This is a genomic window from Micromonospora sp. NBC_00617, assembly GCF_045161355.1.
Taxonomy (GTDB): Bacteria; Actinomycetota; Actinomycetes; order Mycobacteriales; family Micromonosporaceae; genus Micromonospora.
Genome location: NZ_CP107751.1, coordinates 6,252,882 through 6,274,248, shown reverse-complemented (window position 1 = coordinate 6,274,248; position 21,367 = coordinate 6,252,882). Strand labels below are relative to the sequence as shown.

The 21,367-nt window shown below is 72.4% G+C and carries 19 protein-coding genes; 7 read left to right on the top strand and 12 right to left on the bottom strand.

Annotation, left to right across the window (positions count from 1 at the left end; all coding sequences use genetic code 11):
* Nucleotides 1–37: 37 nt before the first annotated feature.
* Nucleotides 38–460 (bottom strand): MarR family winged helix-turn-helix transcriptional regulator, encoded by a 423-nt coding sequence (locus tag OG505_RS29045; RefSeq protein ID WP_234583379.1) that lies wholly within the window; start codon nt 458–460, stop codon nt 38–40.
* A 176-nt stretch (nt 461–636) separates the two neighbouring features.
* On the opposite strand from OG505_RS29045, the gene eno reads away from it, so the two are divergent.
* Nucleotides 637–1,944, top strand: a complete 1,308-nt coding sequence (gene eno, locus OG505_RS29040; protein WP_405429214.1) for a phosphopyruvate hydratase — start codon at nt 637–639, stop codon at nt 1,942–1,944.
* A 17-nt stretch (nt 1,945–1,961) separates the two neighbouring features.
* On the opposite strand, the gene OG505_RS29035 is transcribed toward eno, so the two are convergent.
* The 5 genes from OG505_RS29035 to OG505_RS29015 all read right to left on the bottom strand — a co-directional run bounded on the left by OG505_RS29035 (nt 1,962) and on the right by OG505_RS29015 (nt 10,478).
* Nucleotides 1,962–3,371: a class II fumarate hydratase gene (locus tag OG505_RS29035; RefSeq protein WP_405429213.1), complete on the bottom strand. Its 1,410-nt coding sequence runs from the start codon at nt 3,369–3,371 to the stop codon at nt 1,962–1,964.
* Nucleotides 3,372–3,406: 35 nt separating this feature from the next.
* A complete protein-coding gene (locus OG505_RS29030) occupies nt 3,407–6,385 on the bottom strand; it encodes a BTAD domain-containing putative transcriptional regulator (RefSeq protein WP_405429212.1) in 2,979 nt (992 codons plus the stop codon).
* Nucleotides 6,386–6,642: 257 nt separating this feature from the next.
* Nucleotides 6,643–8,310 (bottom strand): fumarate hydratase, encoded by a 1,668-nt coding sequence (locus OG505_RS29025; RefSeq protein ID WP_405429211.1) that lies wholly within the window; start codon nt 8,308–8,310, stop codon nt 6,643–6,645.
* A gap of 114 nt (nt 8,311–8,424) precedes the next feature.
* Nucleotides 8,425–9,834: a PQQ-binding-like beta-propeller repeat protein gene (locus OG505_RS29020; protein ID WP_405434781.1), complete on the bottom strand. Its 1,410-nt coding sequence runs from the start codon at nt 9,832–9,834 to the stop codon at nt 8,425–8,427.
* 137 nt (nt 9,835–9,971) lie between these two features.
* The gene (locus OG505_RS29015) at nt 9,972–10,478 is read right to left on the bottom strand and encodes an Lrp/AsnC family transcriptional regulator (protein WP_405429210.1); all 507 of its coding nucleotides are present in this window, start codon (nt 10,476–10,478) and stop codon (nt 9,972–9,974) included.
* Nucleotides 10,479–10,608: 130 nt separating this feature from the next.
* On the opposite strand from OG505_RS29015, the gene hppD reads away from it, so the two are divergent.
* The 6 genes from hppD to OG505_RS28985 all read left to right on the top strand — a co-directional run bounded on the left by hppD (nt 10,609) and on the right by OG505_RS28985 (nt 16,433).
* Nucleotides 10,609–11,814, top strand: a complete 1,206-nt coding sequence (gene hppD, locus OG505_RS29010) for a 4-hydroxyphenylpyruvate dioxygenase (RefSeq protein ID WP_405429209.1) — start codon at nt 10,609–10,611, stop codon at nt 11,812–11,814.
* 11 nt (nt 11,815–11,825) lie between these two features.
* Nucleotides 11,826–12,560 carry an RDD family protein gene (locus OG505_RS29005; protein ID WP_405429208.1) on the top strand — a complete coding sequence of 245 codons (735 nt, stop codon included), beginning with the start codon at nt 11,826–11,828 and terminating at the stop codon, nt 12,558–12,560.
* 76 nt (nt 12,561–12,636) lie between these two features.
* Nucleotides 12,637–13,593: an RDD family protein gene (locus OG505_RS29000; RefSeq protein WP_405429207.1), complete on the top strand. Its 957-nt coding sequence runs from the start codon at nt 12,637–12,639 to the stop codon at nt 13,591–13,593.
* On the top strand, nt 13,590–14,693 hold the full coding sequence (gene hisC / locus OG505_RS28995; RefSeq protein ID WP_405429206.1) for a histidinol-phosphate transaminase: 1,104 nt from the start codon (nt 13,590–13,592) through the stop codon (nt 14,691–14,693). Before OG505_RS29000 ends, hisC begins: the two co-directional genes overlap by 4 nt.
* A gap of 134 nt (nt 14,694–14,827) precedes the next feature.
* Complete coding sequence (locus tag OG505_RS28990) at nt 14,828–15,382, top strand: hypothetical protein (RefSeq protein ID WP_405429205.1); 555 nt, start codon at nt 14,828–14,830, stop codon at nt 15,380–15,382.
* Nucleotides 15,383–15,509: 127 nt separating this feature from the next.
* Nucleotides 15,510–16,433, top strand: a complete 924-nt coding sequence (locus tag OG505_RS28985; RefSeq protein WP_405429204.1) for a hypothetical protein — start codon at nt 15,510–15,512, stop codon at nt 16,431–16,433.
* Between the two features lie 15 nt (nt 16,434–16,448).
* On the opposite strand, the gene OG505_RS28980 is transcribed toward OG505_RS28985, so the two are convergent.
* The 6 genes from OG505_RS28980 to OG505_RS28955 form a co-directional block, all read right to left on the bottom strand.
* Nucleotides 16,449–16,802 (bottom strand): LPXTG cell wall anchor domain-containing protein, encoded by a 354-nt coding sequence (locus OG505_RS28980; protein ID WP_405429203.1) that lies wholly within the window; start codon nt 16,800–16,802, stop codon nt 16,449–16,451.
* 91 nt (nt 16,803–16,893) lie between these two features.
* Complete coding sequence (locus tag OG505_RS28975; RefSeq protein ID WP_405429202.1) at nt 16,894–18,150, bottom strand: PQQ-binding-like beta-propeller repeat protein; 1,257 nt, start codon at nt 18,148–18,150, stop codon at nt 16,894–16,896.
* Between the two features lie 84 nt (nt 18,151–18,234).
* The gene (locus OG505_RS28970) at nt 18,235–18,717 is read right to left on the bottom strand and encodes an SRPBCC family protein (RefSeq protein ID WP_405429201.1); all 483 of its coding nucleotides are present in this window, start codon (nt 18,715–18,717) and stop codon (nt 18,235–18,237) included.
* 141 nt (nt 18,718–18,858) lie between these two features.
* Nucleotides 18,859–19,068, bottom strand: coding sequence for a DUF397 domain-containing protein (locus OG505_RS28965; RefSeq protein ID WP_007466013.1), 210 nt, complete (start codon nt 19,066–19,068; stop codon nt 18,859–18,861).
* Between the two features lie 234 nt (nt 19,069–19,302).
* Entirely contained in the window at nt 19,303–20,499 is a 1,197-nt protein-coding gene (fahA, locus tag OG505_RS28960; RefSeq protein ID WP_405429200.1) for a fumarylacetoacetase, read from the bottom strand.
* The gene (locus tag OG505_RS28955) at nt 20,496–21,365 is read right to left on the bottom strand and encodes a hypothetical protein (protein ID WP_405429199.1); all 870 of its coding nucleotides are present in this window, start codon (nt 21,363–21,365) and stop codon (nt 20,496–20,498) included. Before OG505_RS28955 ends, fahA begins: the two co-directional genes overlap by 4 nt.
* Between the last annotated feature and the right edge of the window lie 2 nt (nt 21,366–21,367).

The following is a 21,367-nucleotide window of genomic DNA, read 5'->3' as shown; positions in this document are numbered from 1 at the left end:
CGCTCGTCGACGGCGGCCCTGCCGTCGAAGGGAGCGTCTAGCGCATGGCGAGCCGTTCCAGCAGGGCGGCGCTGCGCGCCAGCAACGCCCGCTCCTCATCCGTGAGTTCGGCCTCGATGGCCTGGGCGAGCCAACCGGCTCTGCGGCTGCGCTCCGCTTCCAGGGCGGCCCGGCCCGCGTCCGACAGCTCGACAAGCGACTTGCGGCCGTCCGTGGGGTGCGCCCGCCGCGTGATCAGCTTCTGCTCCATGAGCAGCCCCACCGCCCGCGCCATCGACTGGGGGCGTACGCGCTGGTCGGCGGCGAGGTCGCTGGTGGTCATGGCGCCATCGCGATCGAGTGCGCCGAGCACGGCGATCTGACCCAGCGGAATGCGGTCCTCGTGCTTGACGCGCCGGGTGAGCTTGCCCATCGCGGTGCGCAGTTCGGCGGCGATGGCGGCGGCTTCCGAGGTGGGCACAGGGCACTTTACCCCGCTCGTCAGCGCTCCTGGGCAGCTGACCTGCGCAGCAATGCTGTTCAGCGGGACTGTTCAGCATAACTGAGCAGCATTGCTGTAGGGTTTGTCGTTGTCGGGCCCAGCGCCAGCGTTGTCGCAGCTGGGGTCACGGCAGGCGACAACGAAAAGGACCTCCCATGTCCGCACCGGCAGCCGGAACCGTCACCACCACCATCGAGACCGTCACCGCCCGCCGCATCATCGACAGCCGGGGAAACCCCACAGTCGAGGTCGACGTCACCGTGGCGGACGGGTCCCTCGGCCGGGCCGCCGTCCCCTCCGGCGCCTCCACCGGGGCCCGGGAGGCCGTGGAGCTGCGCGACGGAGACCCGACGCGCTGGCACGGCAAGGGCGTCGACCGCGCGGTGGCCAACGTCAACGGGGAGATCGCGGCGGCCGTGCGCGGCAGGGACGCGGCAGACCAGGCGAGTCTGGACGCCGCACTGATCGCCCTCGACGGCACCGCCACGAAGTCCCGGCTCGGCGCCAACGCGATCCTCGGCGTCTCCCTCGCCGTCGCCAAGGCCGCCGCGGCGGCCCACCGCCAGCCCCTCTACCGCTACCTGGGCGGCGCCGACGCCCACCTCCTGCCGCTGCCGATGATGAACATCGTCAACGGCGGCGCCCACGCCGACAACCCGCTCGATTTCCAGGAGTTCATGATCGTGCCCGTGGGCGCGGACACCTTCGCCGAAGCCGTCCGCATGGGCAGCGAGGTCTTCCACACCCTGCGCCGCGATCTGCTGGCCGCCGGGCACTCCACGGGCGTGGGCGACGAGGGTGGCTTCGCGCCCGAGCTGCGTACCGCCGAGGAGGCGCTCGACTTCGTGCTGACCGCCGTCGAGGGCGCCGGCTACCGCCCCGGCACGGACATCGGCCTCGTCATGGACCCGGCGTCATCCGAGTTCTTCCGCGACGGCGTGTACGACTACACGGGCGAGGGAGTACGCCGCACCCCCGCCGAGCACGCCGACTACCTCGCCAGGCTCATCGACGCCTACCCGGTCGTCTCCATCGAGGACCCGATGGCGGAGAACGACCTGGACGGCTGGCGCGAGCTGACCGCCCGTGTCGGTGACCGCTGCCAGCTCACCGGTGACGACGTGTTCTGCACCAACGAGACGCTGCTCCGCGAGGGCATCCGCACCGGCGTCGGAAACTCGGTCCTGGTCAAGGTCAATCAGATCGGCACCCTGACCGAGGCGCTGGCCACGGTGGCCACGGCCCAGCGGGCGGGCTGGACAGTCGTCATGTCGCACCGCTCCGGCGAGACGGAGGACACCACGATCGCGGATCTGGCCGTGGCCACCGGCTGCGGTCAGCTCAAGACCGGCTCGCTCTCCCGCTCCGACCGGACGGCGAAGTACAACCAGCTGATCCGGATCGAGGAGGAGCTGGGCGACTCGGCGCGCTTCGCGGGCCGCTCCGCACTGCGCCAGGCGTGAGCGGCGCGCGGCGCGGGTCAGGGGTGGGTCATCCGGAGCAGGTCGAGCACCTCGTCGAGCTGGGTCTCGGTGAGCTTGCCCGAGTCGACGTGACCTCGGGAGATCACGACCTCCCGGATGGACGCCTGCTTGGCCAGCGCCTCCTTGGCGATCGAGGCGGCCTCGTCGTACCCGAGGTAGCGGTTCAGCGGGGTGACGATCGACGGCGACCCCTCCGCGTACGCCAGGCAGACCTCGGCGTCCGCGACCAGGCCGGCCACCAGGCGGTCGGCGAACAGCCGACTCGCCGCAGCCAGCAACCGGATCGACTCCAGCAGGTTGCGGCCCATCACCGGCAGCATCACGTTCAACTCGAAGTCGCCCTGCGAGCCGGCGAACCCGACAGTCGCGTCGTTGCCGATCACCTGGGCGCAGACCTGCCGCATCGCCTCGGCCACCACCGGGTTGACCTTGCCCGGCATGATCGACGAGCCGGGCTGGAGGTCGGGGATGCGCAGCTCCCGCAGGCCGGCCCGGGGGCCGGAGCCCATCCAGCGAATATCGTTCGCGACCTTGTAGAGACCCACCGCGATGGTCCGCAACTGCCCCGAGGTCTCCACCAGCGCGTCGCGGGCGCCCTGAGCCTCGAAGTGGTTGCGCGCCTCGGACAGCGGCAGCCCGGTCGACTCGCGCAGCTTGCCGATCACGGCGGCGGCGAAGCCGAGCGGCGTGTTGATCCCGGTGCCCACGGCGGTGCCGCCCAGCGGCAGCTCGGCCAGCCGGGGCAGCGAGCCCTCCAACCGCTCGATGCCGTAGCGGACCTGGGCGGCGTACCCGCCGAACTCCTGCCCGAGGGTGACCGGGGTGGCGTCCATCAGGTGGGTACGCCCCGCCTTCACCACCGTCTCGAACTCGGACGCCTTGCCCTCCAGCGCCTCGGCGAGGTGGGTCAGCGACGGCAGCAGATCCTCCGCGATGAACTGGGTGGCCGCGAGGTGGATCGAGGACGGGAACACGTCGTTGCTGGACTGGGAGGCGTTGACGTGGTCGTTCGGGTGCACGGCCGAGCCCAGTTCACGGCTCGCCAGGGTGGCGATCACCTCGTTGGCGTTCATGTTGGACGACGTTCCGGAGCCGGTCTGGAACACGTCGACAGGGAACTGGTCGTCGTACCCGCCGTCGGCGACGTGCGCGGCGGCGGCGGCGATCGCGGCGGCCACGTTGGCGTCGATCACGCCCAACTCGCCGTTGACCTCAGCCGCGGCACCCTTGATCTGGGCCAAGGCCTTGATCTGGGCCGGTTCGATGCCCCGCCCGGAGATCGGGAAGTTCTGCACCGCGCGCTGGGTCTGCGCCCGCCACAGCGCCTCGGCGGGCACCTCCACCTCGCCCATCGAGTCGCGTTCGATCCGGTAGCCGGTCGTCTCTGGAGTCGTCACGCGTACCATCCTGCCGCGCCCGTGGCCGACCCGCAGATGATCCGTCAGCCCAGCTCGGCGAGCAGCCGTTCCACCTCGTGCCGGTCCGGCGACTCGACCTGGCGGAACAGGGACAGCGCCCGGGTCAGATGCGCGCGTGCCGCCGACGGGTCGGTCGTACGCAGGCAGCGGCCGATGCCCTCCAGCGCCCGGCCCTGCTCGTATCGGGCACCAATCTGGGTCGCGTCGGCGAGCACCCGCCGGTACAGGTCGAGCGCGCTGGTCACGTCCCCCTGCTCCAGGATCGCCCGGGCCAGCAGGCTGCGCGAGCCACACTGGGCGATGCGGTCCCCCGCCTCGGTCATCGCGACCAGCGCCGCGCGGTGCAGGTCGGCGGCCCGCTCCGGGCGGCCGGCCTCGCACTCCATCATCCCGATCTCGTTCAGCACCTCACCCTCACCGAACCGGGCGCCCACCTGCCGCTTGATATGCAGCGCGGCCCGCAGCAACCGGCCGGCCGGTCCCACGTCACCCATCCGATGTCGGAGCATCCCGAGGTGCCCGAGGGCGTTGCCGACCCGGCGCGGGTCGCCGACCTCGCGGGCGATCCCCAGGTGCCGTCGGGCGGTGCGCAGCGCCTCGTCGTTGCGGCCCCACAGCAGCAGGGTCATCGACAGGTTGTTGAGTTCGTTCGCCAGCGCCCCCTTGTCGCCCATCCGCGTCGCCAGTGCCCGGGCGGCGTCGTAGCACTCCCGGGCACGGCGGAACTCGAAGTTCGCGGCGTACGAGGTGCCCAGGTTACCGAGGGTGTTGCGGTATTCGCGGCGCAGACCGAGCTGGCGGAAGATTTCGAGCGACCGCTCCATCAGCCGGGTCGACTCCGAAAAATCACCCAGCCGGTAGTGGGCCGAGGCGAGATAGTTGAGCATCGTCGCCACCGCCCTGTCGTCGCCCAACTCCTCGGCGGCGCGCAGGCCGGCGGAGTGCGTCTCGATCAGCTCGTCCAGGCGGCCGCCCTCGAACTGGGCGTGCCAGCAGGCCCTCGCCAGCTGCCAGCAGTGCCGGAGGAACCGTTCCGTCTCCGCCAACCGGACCAGGGCGGTCCACAGGGGCAGGTTCTCGTCGAGCCAGGCGCTGCCCTGCTCGGCGGCGATCGAGACCAGGTCGGCGCGGATCGGCTCCGCCACCACGATCAGCGAGTGGGCCGTGGAGAGTTCTCTCTTGCGGGCGATCGTCGTGGCGACGTGCAGGTGGTGATCGAGCAGGCGCTCGATGCCGTCCCGCCGCTCGACCGCCCGCTCCGGCTCGGCCACCAGGGTCCGCGCGTACTCCCGGACGAGGTCGTGCAGCCGGTACCGGCCCGGCTCCGCCTCCTCCACCAGGTGCGCGTCGACAAGCTCGTCGAGGAGGTGCTGGGCATCGGGCAGGGGCAGCTCGGCGAGGACGGCAGCGACCGAGTCGTCGAACCGTACCCCCGGGTGCAGGCCGAGCAGCCGGAACGCGCGCTGCGCCGCAAGCGACACCTGGGCGTACGACAGGGCGAAGGCCCGACCGACGGACCGGTCGCCCGCTTCGAACTCGGCCAACGGGTCTGGGCGGCTCGTCAGCCTCTCGGCCAGGTCGGCGATGCGCCAGCGGGGCCGATGCGCCAGCCGGGCACCGGCCAGCCGAATGGCGAGTGGCAGGTGCCCGCAGCGGCGGACGACCTCGGTGGCCGCCCCCGGCTCGGCCGCCACCCGGTCGACACCGACCACGTGTCCCAGCAGCTCGACGGCCTCGTCGGTGTCGAGCACGGGAAGCGACGACGGTCGCCCCTCGTCGACACCGACCAGCCGGCGACGGCTGGTGATCAGGATCAGGCAGTGCGAGCCGTTGGGCAGCAGCGGAGTCACCTGGTCGGCGGTGGCCGCGTTGTCCAGCACGAGCAGGGCTCGTCGGCCAGCCAGCTCCGTGCGCCAGAGCGCCAACCTGTCGTCCTGGTTGGTCGGCACCCGCTCGACGGGCACACCGAGCTGCCGCAGCAGCGTGGCCACCGCCGCGGACGGTGTCAATGGGGTGCGCTCACTGTGCCCGTGCAGGTCGATGTAGAGCTGGGCGTCCGGGTAGTCGTCCGCGAGGGCTGTCGCGAGGTGCACCGCGAGCGTGGTCTTACCGCTGCCGGCCATCCCGTCGATGAGCTGGATTCGCGCGCCGGCCTCCACATCCTTCGCCAGACGTGCCAGCGTCTGCTGCCGGCCGGTGAAGTCACCGATCGCCCGGGGCAGCGAGCGGACCGGCGCGATCGGTCGGATCTCCCGACCGGCCAGCGCGAGGTCGCCAGCGAGCACGCGCTGGTGCAGCGCCTGCAACTCGGCGCCCGGCTCGATGCCGAGGTCCTCGGCGTATGAGCGCCGGCCCTCCCGGTAGACCGCGAGCGCGTCCGCCTGTCGGCCGCCCGAGGACAGCGCCACCATCAGTTGGCCCCGCAGACGCTCCCGCAGCGGGTGCTGGTCGACGCTCTCGGCAAGCTCGTCGATCAGCTCCGCGGCGTGCCCGAGGCGCAGCTCGACGTCGACGCACTCCTCCAGGGCGGTGAGGCGCTGCTCATCGAGCGCCTGCGCGCGGCGACGGACACTGCGGCTGGGGACACCGCCGAGCGCCGGCCCGCGCCAGAGGGCCAGGGCCGAGCGGTACCGCTCACCCGCGTCGGCCAGCCGGCCGGCCGCGGAGGCGGCCCGGGCCTCCTCGACGCCACGGGCGAAGACCTCGGCGTCCAGATCGCTCGGGGCGGTGCGGACGCCGTACCCGACCGGATCGGTGATGATGGTTTCCGGGGCGAGCCCCAGCTCGGTGAACCGGCGACGCAACCGGGAGACGCAGGTCTGCAACTGGGCCCGGGCGGTCGCCGGTGGGCGCTCCTCCCACACCGCATCGACCAGCTCCTCGATCGGCACCAGCCGGCCGGCACGGAGCAGCAGCATGGCGAGCACGACCCGGTCCCGACCAGCGGTGACGGTGGACTCGCCACCGCCGACGCGCAGAGGCCCCAGGATCCCGAACCGCATCTGCTCCCCCGCGTCGATGGCGCAACTGCCAGCAGCGTAGCCCGATGATCACAGATCGCCTCAGTCTGGTGATAGCGATCTGAGAGCGGATCGAGTGCGGTGCGCCGCAGACTCGATCCGGGTTGTCGGTGACGACATCCGACGGGGGCGGTGCGCCCCTCCCACCCCAGGGGCGGGGCGCACCGATGTCGGCAGAGCACGGACGACAGAAGGGGTGCCGGGCGAATTCGCCCGGCACCCCTTCGCGTACGCGTCGGTCAGCGGCGGCCGACGGTGAGCACCGGCTTGGTGACCTCGGCGAAGAAGTCGTTGCCCTTGTCGTCGACCACGATGAAGGCCGGGAAGTCCTCCACCTCGATCTTCCAGACCGCCTCCATGCCCAGCTCCGGGTATTCGAGCACCTCGACGTGCTTGATGCAGTCCTGGGCGAGGCGGGCCGCGGGCCCGCCGATCGAGCCGAGGTAGAAGCCGCCGTGCTGCTGGCAGGAGCGGGTCACCTGACCGGACCGGTTGCCCTTGGCCAGCATCACCTGCGAACCGCCGGCGGCCTGGAACTTCTCCACGTACGCGTCCATCCGCCCGGCCGTTGTCGGGCCGAACGAGCCGGACGCGTACCCCTCGGGGGTCTTCGCCGGGCCGGCGTAGTAGACCGCGTGGTCGCGCAGGTACTGCGGCATCGGCTCACCGGCGTCCAACCGCTCGGCGATCTTGGCGTGGGCGATGTCCCGTGCCACCACGAGCGGGCCGGACAACGACAGTCGGGTCTTCACCGGGTACTTGGACAGCTCGGCGCGGATCTCGTCCATCGGCCGGTTCAGGTCGACGCGGACGACCATCTCGGCGTCGAGCGAGTCGTCGGTGACGTCGGGCAGGAACCGCGCCGGGTCGGTCTCCAGTCGCTCCAGCCAGACGCCGGACGGGGTGATCTTGGCGACGGCCTGCCGGTCGGCCGAGCAGGAGACGGCGATCGCCACCGGGCACGAGGCGCCGTGCCGGGGCAGCCGGACCACCCGCACGTCGTGGCAGAAGTACCGGCCGCCGAACTGCGCGCCGATGCCGAAGTTGCGGGTCAGCTCCAGCACCTGCGCCTCCAGCTCCAGATCCCGGAAGCCGTGGGCGCTCATCGAGCCCTGCGTCGGAAGGGCGTCCAGGTACTTCGCGGAGGCGTACTTCGCGGTCTTCAGGGCGTACTCGGCGGAGGTGCCGCCGATGACGATGGCCAGGTGGTACGGCGGGCAGGCGGCCGTGCCGATCAGCCGCAGCTTCTCCTCCAGGAACTGCATCATCCGCGTCGGATTGAGCAGCGCCTTGGTCTCCTGATACAGGTACGACTTGTTGGCCGAGCCGCCGCCCTTGGCCATGAACAGGAACTTGTACGCGTCGGGGTGCCCGTCCGGGTCCTCGGCGTACAACTCCACCTGGGCGGGCAGGTTGCTGCCGGTGTTCCGCTCGTCCCACATGGTCAGCGGGGCGAGCTGGGAGTAGCGCAGGTTGAGCCTCGTGTACGCCTGGTAGACGCCCCGGGAGATCGCCTCGGCGTCGGTGCCGTCGGTCAGCACGTGCCGGCCACGCTTGCCCATCACGATCGCGGTGCCGGTGTCCTGGCACATCGGCAGCACCCCGCCAGCGGCGATGTTCGCGTTGCGCAGCAGGTCCAACGCGACGAACCGGTCGTTCGGCGAAGCGGCCGGGTCATCGATGATCGCCCGGAGCTGGGCCAGGTGCGCCGGGCGCAGGAAGTGCGCGATGTCGTGCATCGCCTCGGCGGTCAGCGCGGTGAGCGCGGCCGGCTCCACGGTGAGGAAACGACGGCCCCCCGGGCCGTGTACGACGTCCACGCCCTCGTCGGTGACCAGGCGATAGTCCGTCTGGTCGGGACCGGTCGGCAGCAGAGGGGCGTACGAGAATGCGGCGGCACTGCTCATGAGCGGCAAGCCTAGGGCAGACCGGTCGATCATTCCCACCCGCCGGGCTGGGTCTGGGACGCCGCTCTCATCCCCCGGGCTCCACCGCGCTCCGCGCACCGGTGTCCCGCCCGCTCAGCCGTCCTTGCCGCCGTCGGGATCGGGACACAGTTCACGCTTGGGCCCGCAGTCGCCGTCGTTGCCCCGTCCGGGGCCGGTGCCGCCGGGGCCGGGGTTGCCACCGTCGCCGGGAGGCGGGACGGGGGTGCCTCCGGTGGCGCCGAAGCGGACGTACCCGATCTCCCGCCCCTCACCGATGATCATTCCCTGCGACCCGACGGCGAGGGCGTTCGCGGAGGTCCGCAGGACGGCCAGTTCCCGGCCGCTGCGCGGGTCGAGGGCGACCAACCTCGACGGTTTCTCGTCGGCGAGCACCGCCGCGTACGGGGTGAGCGCCGCGCCGGCCTTGGCACTGGCCGGACGGGTCCATCGCACCCGGTCGGCGCCGAGGTCACGGGACACCACCGAACGCTTGTCCGCAGAGCGGAACACCGCGTAGCGGTCGTCGACCGCCACGAGCTTGGTGCTCGCCTCACCGACCCAGAGCAGCCGCCCGTCGTACCCGTCGATGACCGCCTCGCGGCCGTCCGGACCCACGCCGATCAGCACGTTGCGCGCTCCCTGCGGGTCCTCACGCTGGACGCAGCCGGCGGTGTCGGCGGTACGCAGGTTGACCCCGGCCCGCTGCCACGCCTCCTGCCCCGTCGCCGGGTCCCGCGCCGAGATGGTGAAGTAGCAGGTGCCGTCCTGGGAGCGGGCGGCGATCCGCAGCATCCGGCCGCCCACCACGGAGAGCCGCTCGTCCCGGCCCGGCTCGACGTTCTGCAGCACCCGGCCGGTGGCGGTGTCCACGACGTGCACCCGACCGTCGACCGGGAAGCCGAGCAGCGGAGGCACCGGCTCCGGCCCGGCCACCCCGTCGTCGATGCGGGAGGCGCTGAGCCGGCGAGTGCCGCGCAGGCCCGGGTTGTCGGCGAGCAGCCCGCTGTGCACGCCGGGCAGGAAGGCCGTCCAGAGTGGGGCGGCGCCCCGGGGGTCCCACGCGCTCAGGGTGCAGTCGGTGGCATCCGTGCAGCGGGCGTCCAGCAGCAGGTTGCGGTACGTCCACACGGCCACGGCGTCGTCGTCGCGTCGCCGGGTCGCCCCGGTGGTCGGGTCGAGCAGCTCGTACCCCTTGACCAGGAGCTTGCCCACGGCGACGACCGAGTCGCGGTCGCCGCCCGCGACCGCCGACCAGTCCGCCTTGCGTTCCCAGAGTTGGGCGCCGGTGGCCAGGCTGCGGGCCTCCACCCGGGTGCGCTGCTCGACCACGACGGCGTCGCCGGCGATGGTCACGCTGCGCGGGGTGCCGCCGACCCGCTGCTGCCAGACCACGTCCGGCTCGGAGATGGGTTCGCTGCGGTCCACCCACTCCCACAGGCCGGGGAACGGGTTCCACACGCCGGTGGCGGCGAGGGCGACGACCACGGCGAGGCCGAGCAGCAGCCCACCGCGCACGCTCCCCTTCGCCACCCGCACACCGTAGCCACGATCACGGATCTTCCGTACGCCCCGCGCCGCCGTGTCGCCGCGCTTTCTGACGGCCGGGGTGTTAACGGGGGGCCCTTCCTCTACCGCAAGCGTTAGGAAGGGGCCCTTCCTTCGGCCCGGACCGCGCTGCGCACCAACGGCAGCGTGCGGTAGGGGATCTGCTCCGCCAGCGCGATGATCGTCGAGGCGCGGGTGATGCCGGCGGACGAGACGATCTGGTCGATGACCCGTTGCAGGTCGGTGTTGGAGCGGGCCACGATCCGGCAGAGCAGGTCGCTGGAGCCGGTGATGGTGTGCGCCTCCAGCACTTCGGGGATCGCCGCGAGGTGAGCGGTGACCGGGTCGTGGCCCTGCCGTTGACTGATCTCCAGCGTGACGAAGCTGGTCACCCCGAACCCGATCGCGGCCGGCGAGATCTCCGGGCCGAAGCCACCGATGACACCCCGGTCGACCAGCTTGTCCAGCCGGGCCTGCGCGGTGCCCCGGGCCACGCCGAGCCGCCGGGAACACTCCAGCACCCCGATCCGCGGCTCCTCGGCGAGCAGTTCGACCAACCGCACGTCGAGCACGTCGAGCTGCACAGCTTGTTCACCCTTCACGGGTTCAGACCATACCGAATGCACAACCTGACCAGCATTTACACCGACAGTTGCCCACTCGATGCCCGCACCGCGATCCTTCGGTCAAGAACCGGCCCACGAGGCCGGCCGGTACGCGAGGGAGGCCACCATGACCCAGGCGATCGACCGACCCCAGTCGACCGAGGACGTCGACGTCGACCGGCTCGTCGGCGCTGTCGACCACGACATCAGCCACGACCCGTTCCCCGTCCGTGGGCTCGACCACGTGCACTTCCTGGTCGGCAACGCCAAGCAGGCCGCGCACTACTACTCCACCGCCTTCGGCATGACCTGCGTGGCGTACCGCGGCCCGGAGCAGGGCTACCGGGACCACGCCCAGTACGTGCTGACCAGCGGCTCGGCCCGATTCGTGCTGACCGGCGCGGTCCGCCCGGACGCCGACGGCGCCGAGCACGTGGCGAAGCACAGCGACGGGATCAGCGACATCGCGCTGGAGGTGCCGGACGTCGACGCCGCGTACGCGCACGCCGTCGCCCAGGGCGCCACCGGCGTCGTCGAGCCCCACGAGGTGAGCGACGAGAACGGCACCGTCCGGATGGCCGCCATCGCCGCGTACGGCGACACCCGGCACACCCTGGTCGACCGCTCCCGCTACCGCGGCCCGTTCCTGCCCGGCTTCGTGGCCCGCGGCCCGATCGTCGACCGGCAGCCGATGATCGACGCCGGCATTCAGCCGAAGCGGTTCTTCCAGGCCGTCGACCACGTGGTCGGCAACGTGGAGCTGGGCCGGATGGACGAGTGGGTCGAGTTCTACAAGCGGGTGATGGGCTTCTCCAACATGGCGGAGTTCATCGGCGACGACATCGCCACCGACTACTCGGCGCTGATGAGCAAGGTCGTGGCCAACGGCACCCGCAAGGTGAAGTTCCCGCTCAACGAGCCGGCCATCGCCCGCAAGAAGTCGCAGATCGACGAGTACCTGGAGTTCTACCAGGGCCCCGGCGCCCAGCACATCGCCGTCGCCACCAACGACATCGTGGCCAGCGTCGACGCGATGCGCGCCGCCGGCGTGGAGTTCCTGGACACCCCGGACTCGTACTACGAGGACCCGGAGCTGCGCGCCCGGATCGGCAGCGTGCGGGTGCCGATCGAGGAGCTCAAGGCCCGCAAGATCCTGGTCGACCGGGACGAGGACGGCTACCTGCTCCAGATTTTCACGAAGCCGGTGCAGGACCGCCCGACCGTCTTCTTCGAGCTGATCGAGCGGCACGGCTCGCTGGGCTTCGGCAAGGGCAACTTCAAAGCCCTCTTCCAGGCGATCGAGCGGGAGCAGGAAGCCCGCGGCAACCTGTAACACTTGCGAGCGTGACGCAGCCTCCGTCGTACCCGACGCCGCCGGTCGGTGGGCCTCCGCCCGCCGCCGGCGGCGTCGCGCCGCCGCCCGGACAGATCCCCCAGGGGTACGCCGTGCCGCCGCACCACGCCCCACCCGGATACGCGGTTCCACCGCAGTACGCGCCGCTCGGCTATGGCCCACCGCCGTGGTATCCCGGCCCACCCCGGCCGGTGGCCCCGCCGCCGACGCTGAGCCCGGGTGGGCAGCCGCTCGCCAGCTTCAGCGACCGGCTGCTGGCGGGCCTGATCGACTGCGCGGTCTTCATGGTGGTCGGCCTGGTGTTCACCGTGCCCGCGATGATCTATTTCTTCGTCGTCATCGCGCCGGGTCTCTTCGAGGTCGCGTCGGACGGCACCATGGCCGAGCCGGACTTCTACCACGACTTCCTGCTGCCGCTGCTGTGGCTGGACCTCGCGATCATCGCCGCTTCGCTGGTGCTCTCGTACGTGTACTACGTCGAGATGATGTTCCGGACCGGCCAGACCTTCGGCAAGAAGACCATGAAGTTGCGGGTCGTGCCGCTCGATCCGACCCGCACCCTCGACCGCTGGACCGCCGCCAAGCGGTACCTGGTGCAGCAACTCGCCGGCCTGGTGCCCGGGGGCAGCTACCTCGACGGGTTCTGGCAGCTCTGGGACAAGCCCTGGCAGCAGTGCCTCCACGACAAGGCAGCCGAAACGATCGTCGTTAAGGTGGCCCAGTGAGCGAGCGCAGCGAGCGAACCAGCAGGCACAGTAGCGTGGCGTCGCACGCGGACGCGCAGCGAAGCGGAGCGTCGGCGTGAGCGTGCAACCCGGCTGGTATGTCGACCCCGCCGACACCGAGACCCGGCGGTACTGGGACGGCGAGGGTTGGCTCGGCGCGCCCATTCCTGTCGACGCCACCCCGCCGGACGGGCCGCCGCCGGCCGAGCCGCCGCCCGCGCCGGTCGCCCCGGCCGCTCCCGCCACTGACCAGCCGGTGAGCACCGCGCCGGGCTGGCCCCCGCACTCCGGGCCGGCCTCGCAACCGGGGCACGGTCCGCAGGCCGCCCCGGGTTGGGGCCCGCAGGCCGGCCCGCCCGGCTGGACGCCGCAGGGCGTGCCGCCGGGCTGGGCCCCGCCCGGCGGTCCGCCCGGCTGGCTCGGCCGTCCGCCCGAGCCTCGGCCGCACGGGCTCAGGTTGGCCGGTTACGGCCGCCGGCTCGTCGCCCGGCTGATCGACTTCGGTGTCGTGTTCGCGCTGAATGTGCTGGTCAACGGCTGGTTCGTCTGGCGGTGGCTGGACGAGTTGCTGCCATACTGGCGGGAGGCGTTCCGGCGCGGCCTGGAGGGCAACACCTCCACCGAGGGGATGCCACCGATCAGCGAGCAGACCGGGCTCCTCCAGGTGGTGATCGTGGTGATCGCCACCGCGCTGTGGCTGGCGTACGAGGTGCCCGCCATGGCGGCCAACGGGCAGACCATCGGCAAGCGGGTGATGCGGATCAAGGCGGTCCCGATCGCCGCCGACCAGCCGTTGGGCTTCGGTAGGGCGCTGACCCGGTGGACGACACTGGGCCTGCCCACCCTGCTCTGGTATTGCGCCGGGCTCGGCCTGCTGCTGCAACTGGTCGACTCCCTGTCCCCGCTCTTCGATCACCCGCTGCGCCGGGCGCTGCACGACAAGCGCGCGCAGACGGTGGTCGTCGAGGTCCCCGACACCGCCGCTTCCCCCGCCCCAGACGACCACCCCCAGCCCTCGGGAGACACGCCATGACCGACTCCGGACGTCACGAGCCCGCGCTGCGACTGACCCGCGCCGACCTGGACGCGCTGCCCAGCTACGTGCCGGGGCGCAGCCCTGCGGACCTCGCGCGCGAGCTGGGTCTGCCGGAGGCCATCAAGCTGGCCAGCAACGAGGTGCCGTACGGGCCGCTGCCGGGTGTGGTCGAGGCGGTCACCGAGGCGGTCACGGCCTCGCACCGTTACCCGGACATGGGCGTGGTCGCGCTGCGTGACGCGTTGGCGCAGCGCTACGGCGTGGACGCGGACCGGATCGCCACCGGTTGCGGGTCGGTGGCGCTCGCCGAGCACCTCGTCCGGGCCACCTGCCTGCCCGGTGACGAGGTCCTGTACTCGTGGCGGTCGTTCGAGGCGTACCCGATCATCGTGGCGACCAGCGGCGCGACAAGCGTGCGGGTGCCCAACGACGCCGGGCACGGGCACGACCTGGCGGCCATGGCCGCGGCGGTGACCGACCGGACCCGGGTGATTTTCGTCTGCAACCCGAACAATCCCACGGGTACGGCGGTACGCCGAGCCGAGCTGGACCGGTTCCTCGACGCGGTGCCGGACGACGTGCTGGTGGTCATCGACGAGGCGTACCGGGAGTTCGTCACCGACCCGGAGGTGCCGGACGGTCTCGACTTCCTGGACCGGCCCAACGTGGCGGTGTTGCGCACGCTGTCGAAGGCGTGGGGGCTCGCCGGGCTGCGCATGGGCTGGTTGGTCGCCCAGCCGGTGGTGGCCGCCGCCATTCGCAAGGTGGCGACCCCGTTCTCCAGCAGCACGGCCGCCCAGGCGGGCGCGCTCGCGGCGCTGACCCAGGCCGGCGAGATGGAGCGCCGCTGCGCGCTGGTCGTCGCCGAGCGGGACCGAGTCACCGAGGCGCTGCGCAAGTTCGTGCCCGACGTGCCGACCAGCCAGGCCAACTTCGTCTGGCTGCCACTGGGCGACCGGGCCGTGGCGTTCGGCAAGGCGTGCGAGGCGCGCGGGGTGATCGTCCGGCCGTTCGCCGGGGACGGCGTGCGGGTCACCATCGGCACTCCGGCCGAGAACGACGCGTTCCTGGCCGCCGCGGAGGCGGCGCTGACCTGAGCGGACGCAGTGTGACCAACCAGTGACATAAGATTCGTTTGTCCAGTTTTGCGTGTTATTTGCCCTATCTTCCGAAGTAGCCGGCGCGGCGCAGACCCGCGCCGGCCCACTTCGAGAAAACGGGGTAACGAACAGTGCGTACTGCCAAGATCTGTCTCGCCGGAGCGGCCGCCGCCGCGATGGTCGGCTTCCTCGCCGCACCAGCCGCCGCGGCGCCCACCGACACCACGACGGTCACCTTCGAGGTGCTCGTCGGCACCCTCGACATCGACGCGCCGGCCACCGCCGACCTGGGCACCGGCGCACCCGGTGGCACCATCACCGGTCAGCTCGGCACGGTGACCGTCACCGATTCCCGAGGCGCCGCCGACGCTTCCTGGGTCGCCTCGGTGACGTCGACGGTGTTCCAGACCGGCGGTGGTTCTCCGCCCGAGACGGTACTGCCGTCCGAGATCGACTACTGGTCCGGTCCAGCGACCGCGACCACCGGCACCGGCACCTTCACACCGGGCCAGGTCACCGCCGGCGACGCGGCGCCGCTGGACAGCGTCACCCCGCTCACCGCGTTCACCCACTCCGGCGGCACCGGTGGCAACACCGCCTCCTGGAACCCCACCCTGGTCGTCAACGTCCCGCTGGACAGCATCGCGGGCATCTACACCGGCACGGTGACACATTCGGTGGCGTGACCGCCGGGGGCGGTCGGCCATCGCGGTCGCGCTCGCCCTGTTCTGCCTCGCCGGTCCGGGTCTGTCGACCCGGGCCGGTGCGGCCGAGCCGGACGCGGGGTCGGACGAGGGCAGCATCGGAATCCGGTTGCTGGAAGCCCCGACCGACCGCCGCGACGACCCGCGGGCGCTGCGTTACATCGTCGACCACCTACCGCCGGGCACCACCATCAAGCGGCAACTGCTGATCGTCAACCGGACCGGCGAGCCGCGCCACGTCGACGTGTACCCGGCGGCGGCGGTCCTGGACGGTTCGGCGTTCACGTTCGGTGAGGGCCACGCGGCCAACGAGCTGACGTCCTGGATCACGCTCGACCGCAGCGCCGTGGAGCTGGACCCGTGGGGCGAGGCTCGTGTGCGGGCCACCATCACCGTGCCGCCGGCCGCCTCTCGGGGCGAGCGATACGGGGTGCTCTGGGCGTCCACCACCTCGGCACCCCGGGCGAACGGCGAGGTCAAGCAGATCCACCGGGTCGGCGTCCGGATGTATCTCGACATCGGTCCCGGCGGCGAACCGGCCTCCGACTTCGCGATCGGCGACCTGCGGCCGGCCCGTAGCCCCGAGGGCGTGCCGTCGCTGACCGTCCAGGTCACCAACACCGGCGGCCGTGCCATCGACCTGACCGGCGCGATAACCCTGAGCGACGGACCGGCCGGCAGCCGAGCCGGCCCGTTCCCGGTCGGGCAGGGCGTCACCCTGCCCGCGGGTGGCGCCGGGCAGGTCGTCGCCCGGCTTCCCGCCGAGTTGCCGAACGGCCCCTGGAAAGCCGAGGTGCACCTGGAGAGCGGGCTGGTGAAGCGGAACCTGACCGCACAGATCCGGTTCCCCGACCCGGGCCAGGCCGGCCGCAAGGGCAGCGTCGTCTCCCGCATGCTGTCCCCCTGGACGCTGGGGGCGGCCGTCGCGGCGCTGCTGCTGGCCACCGGTCTCGCGGTGCTCCTGCGCCGGTCCCGTCGCTCCCGCCGCTCCCCTGCCGCTACACCCCACGAGCGGATCCCGGCCGGACGCTGACACCGCCGGGGTGCGTCAGCTGGGTCGGCGGCGGCGTGCGGCCAGCCAACCGACGGCCAGCAGGGTCAGGCCCAGCGCGACGAGGAGCAGAACCGACCCACCCGAGCCGGTGACCGGCAACTCTCCACCGTGGCTGGGCGTCGGGGTGTGCGGGTGCCGGGTCGGCGTGGGTGTGGGCGGGGTGACGGTCGGCGAGGCCGGCACCACCTCGAAGGTGACACCCGTGTCGTCCGACGGTGCGACCCGCACGGCGGCGAACGCCCTCGCCGACGTCTCGTCCGACCCGAGCGCCGGCGGCACCGTGATCACGAGGCTCGCGGTCGCGGCGAGCACGCCGCCGACCCACCACCTGGCTGCCCTGCTGCCCATGCGCCGACCCCTCTCACCAGAAACCTGAACCGTGAGAAAAGTACCTTTTCTGGTCAGATATGGGTGAAAGTTTCATGACCCGGTGCCCCGATCAGGTGGCGGCCAGGATCACCGCCTCGGAGGTCAGGTAGTAGCGCTGGTCGTCGCCGTTCGGGTCGACCGGCTCGCGCAGCCGTTCCACCGCGACGTAGCCGTCCTCGGCCCAGACCGCCCCGGGCGCCCAGCCCGTGCCATCCGAGCCCACGTTGAGCGTGTAACGGGAGAGCAGCGCCCCGGTCACCGGGTCGAGGGTCACCAGCTCGTTGGCCTCGGTCAGCAGATGCGCCCGGCCGGGCTGCACCGCGAGCACCCGCGCCGGTCCCAGGCCGGCGAAACGCCACAGCTCGGCGCCCGTTCGCGCCGACCGGCCCACCGCCACCCCGTCGACGACGGCGACGGCCTGGTCACCCGCCAGGGTGACCCCGGCCGGGTCCAGCGCGGGCGCGGCCAGCGGCCCGCCACCGCCCAGCAGCCAGCCGCGGCCGCCGGCGTCACCGGGGCCGGCCGTCCGCAGGCCCAGGCAGCCCGACCGGCCGGTACGACAACCGAGCGGGGTGACCACCAGCCGATCCGGGCCGCCCGGCGGTCGCCAACGCTCACCCACCACACCCGTCGCGGCATCCCGGAACTCGATCGTGGCCGGCCCGGCACAGGCGTCCAGGCCGATCAACTGCCCGGTCGCCGTGGTGCCGAGGTCGCTGCGGCAGGCGCCGGGCAGATCGGCTCGCCACAGTTCCCGACCGCCGGCCACCTCCACCCCGCGGGCCTGCCTGTCACCGGTGACCGTCAGCACCGTCCGGCCGTCCGTGAGGTCGGTGAGAAGGAGCCCGCGCGCGTCCCAGACCGTGGCGGCCCCGGTCCGCCGGATCACCCCCGGCCTTTCGGCGGGCACCGGGCCGTCGGCCCGCCACCGCACCCGCCCGGTGGACGCGTCGAGCGCGACGAGCCGACCGTCGGACCAGCGACTGATCACGGTGCTGCCGCTCGCCACCACCCCGGTCAGCTCCGCCGGCCAGCGCCGGTACGACCAGTAGGGCGTTGTCCGGTGCCGCCCGTCGACCGGTCGGTCGGCGTAGACCTGGCGGTGTGCGGCGTACACCCGCAGCCTGCCGTCCACGATCAACGGGGCGACCGGCAGCCGACCGACCACACCGGCGGCCGGTCGGGGCGCGGCCGGATGTGCGCCGCGCGCCGGCGTGCTCACCTCGGCCGGCGCGAGCACCCGGTGGACGATGACCGCAGCGGCTGCCACGGCGAGCAGCACCACCGCCGCCAGCACGAGCCGTCGTCGGCCCCTCGGGAACCCCATGCCGCACCTCCGCCCGGCACCCTACCCAGGGCAACCGACCGGACCCCGGCCAGGTTGTACGCACGCGGTGCGCGGGTGAGCGGGTCAGGCCGCCTCGACCGAGCCGAGGGTGCCGGCCGCGACGGTCAGGTCGGCGAGATCACGCCGGAGTGCCACCTCGACCGCCCGGGCGGCGAGGCCACCGAGCAGCAGCGCCACCACCCGGCCGTACGGATCGGTGGGCACGGCCTCCTGAGTGACGGTGACCGCCGTGCGGGCGCGGCGGCGACGCCGGACCGGCCGCAGGCTCCAGGTGATCCGGTAGTCGGCCCCGGCACCGGAGGAACAGAGCACCAGACGCTGCGGCGCGAGCGCCTCCACCACCAGGAACTCCTCGGTGAGTGTGCCGCCGCCCGGCTGGGCGCGCGCCTCACGCCAGGCGGTGCCCGGCCCGAACGGGCCCGGGGTCAGCACCTCGACCGGGCCGGCCGCGGTCAGCCGGGTGGCCCGGCCTGGCAGGTCGGTCAGCAGACGCCAGACATCGACAGCGTGCGCCTCGATGAACCCGGTAACCGCCACCGTCGACATGCCACCCTCCCGTGTCGTCGACGGTACGCGCGGTGCGGGCCGGATGAGGGCCCCCAGACGGAATTTTCACCGCCCGGAGGCCCCGTTGTCCGTTCCGGCGGTCGCCTGGCACCGATCGTCCACCGGTGCCCGGCGTGCCGGTCAGCGGTCGAAGCGACCACCCCTGATCGCGCCGATGAACGCTGTCCACCCCGGCGGGCTGACGGCCAGCGTGGGGCCGGCCTGGTCCTTGGAGTCGCGGAGAGCGACCAGACCGAGGACGTCGACCAGGTTGTCCGCCACCTCCACGCAGAGCCCCTGGTCGTTGGAACGGCTGCTGGTGCGCCAGAGCGCTCCGGTGAGATCGTGCATAGTCGTTACCTCCGTGTGCGTCGGGATGCCCCCCACCACCCGCGACCGGGCGAGATCCGGCCGTACGGGTGGCGGGGCGACGTGGTCCGGATGACCAACGGGGTAACCAGGCTTGGTGATCGCACAGACGGTGCGAGCACGAGTCTCATCGATGAGACGGACAGGCGCTCAGGCGCGAGCGGAGGCGGGCGCGCTCCCGACAGGCCGGCTCAGCGGCCCTGCGGACGGACCGGCTCAGCGGGCCGGGCGGACCGTTCCGGTGACCTCACCGAGGGCGATGGTGGTGCCGTCCGGGCCGGGCGCGGTGGCGGTGATGGTGACGGTGTCGCCGTCGGCCAGGAAGGTACGGCTCTCGGTGCCGACCTTCGCGGGCTCGGCACCGCCCCACGTCAGCTCCAGGAAGGAGCCGACCTGGGAACGGTCCGGGCCGGAGACGGTGCCCGAGGCGTACAGGTCGCCGGTCCGCAGGGACGCGCCGTTGACGGTGAGGTGCGCCAACTGCTGGGCCGGGGTCCAGTACATGCTGGCGAACGGCGGTTCGCTGACCCGTTCGCCGTTCCACTCGACCGCCAGCCGCAGGTCGAGCCCCAGGTGCGGCACGTCGCGCAGGTAGTCGACGACCGGCGGGTCCTGCTCCGGAGCCGGCACGAAGGCCTCTGCCAGCGCGTCCAACGGCGTCACCCAGGCCGAGACCGAGGTGGCGAAGGACTTGCCGAGGAACGGGCCGAGCGGCTGGTACTCCCACGCCTGGATGTCGCGGGCCGACCAGTCGTTGACCAGCACCACTCCGAAGACGTGGTCGGCGAAGTCGTCGACGGACACCCGGGCGCCCAGCGGGCTGGGCACACCGACCACGAAGCCGACCTCGGCCTCGATGTCGAGGCGTACCGACGGGCCGGTGACCGGACCCTCGGCGGACGCCCGCTGGCCGGTGGGCCGGGTCACCGGCGTGCCGGAGACGACGACGGTGCCGGCCCGCCCGTGGTAGCCGATCGGCAGGTACTTCCAGTTGGGCAGCAGCGGCGGCTGACCGGGGCGGAAGATCTGCCCGACGTTCGAGGCGTGGTGCTCCGAGGAGTAGAAGTCGACGTAGTCGGCCACCTCGAACGGAAGCAGCAGCTCCACGTCGGCCAGGGGCACCAGCAGCGGTTCCACCGCCGGCCGGTGCGTCGGGTCGGTCAGCAGCTCGCCGATCCGCTGGCGCACCGCCGTCCACTGCGGACGTCCCAGCGCCATGAAGTCGTTGAGGGTGGGCCGGCACAGCGCGCCAGCAGCCAGCACCAGCTCGGCGGTCTCGGCACCGGCCAGGTCGAACACCCACGACCCGATCCGTACGCCGATCCGTGGCCGGCCTCCACCGGAGGAGAACACCCCGTACGGCAGGTTCGTCACCCCGTACGGCGAACCGTCAACGCCGGTCACCCAGGTCATGCGTCGTGCCCCCCGTTCACCAGCCCCAGCCGGATCAGATCGGTAAGTGGTTCCAGGATGCTGCACGAGCCGAAACCCACCCAGAGTGGGCGCGGCGCGTCCAGCCGTTCGTTGGCGCGTTCGAGCAGCGGGCGCGGGTCGAGCGCGGTCAGCAGCTCGGCGACCACCCGCACGCTCGCCCCGTCGGCTGCGGCGAGCGTCGCGGCCAGCACGTTGGCGTACCCGTGGTGGGTGAAACCGGTCTCCGGGTCGAGGTGACGCACGGCCTGGTGCAGCCCGGCGGTGAGCTTGAACGGCAGGGCCCGGTCCCGGCAGGCGCAGATCACGGCGGCCAGCTCGGCCGGCGTGGGGAACAGTTCGGCGGCCAGCCCTCCGGTGCGGAACTTGGCGGCGATCGGCACGCCGTCGGCGCGGGCGGCGGCGACCGCGTCGAGGGCGCCCATCAGCCCGAAGGTCAGCGGCAGCTCGGCGTAGACAGCGTCGACGTCCGGCAGTTCCTCGGTCAGCCGCAGCAGCTCGGCGATGCCGGGCAGCGGGTTCTCGCCCCGCTTGGCGACGGCCACCTCGACCTGGCGTGCGGTGACGCCGTCGGGTGCCAGGAACGAGAGCGCGAAGGGCAGACGACCGATGCCGGTGTCACCGATCAGCCCGATCACCAGGCCCTCAGCCGGGTCGACGAGACCGTTCAGCTCACCGGCCGCGACGGTCGACGCGGGGATGAGCAGCGGGCCCACCAGGTCGGCGTACCAGGCGGCGCGGTGCCGGCGGTGGGCGGTCAGGGCGTCGGGCAGCGCGGCGCTGCCCGGAGGGAAGACGGCGGCGTCGTCCACCAGGCCGTCGAGGAGCGCGGGCACCTGCGTTGACACGG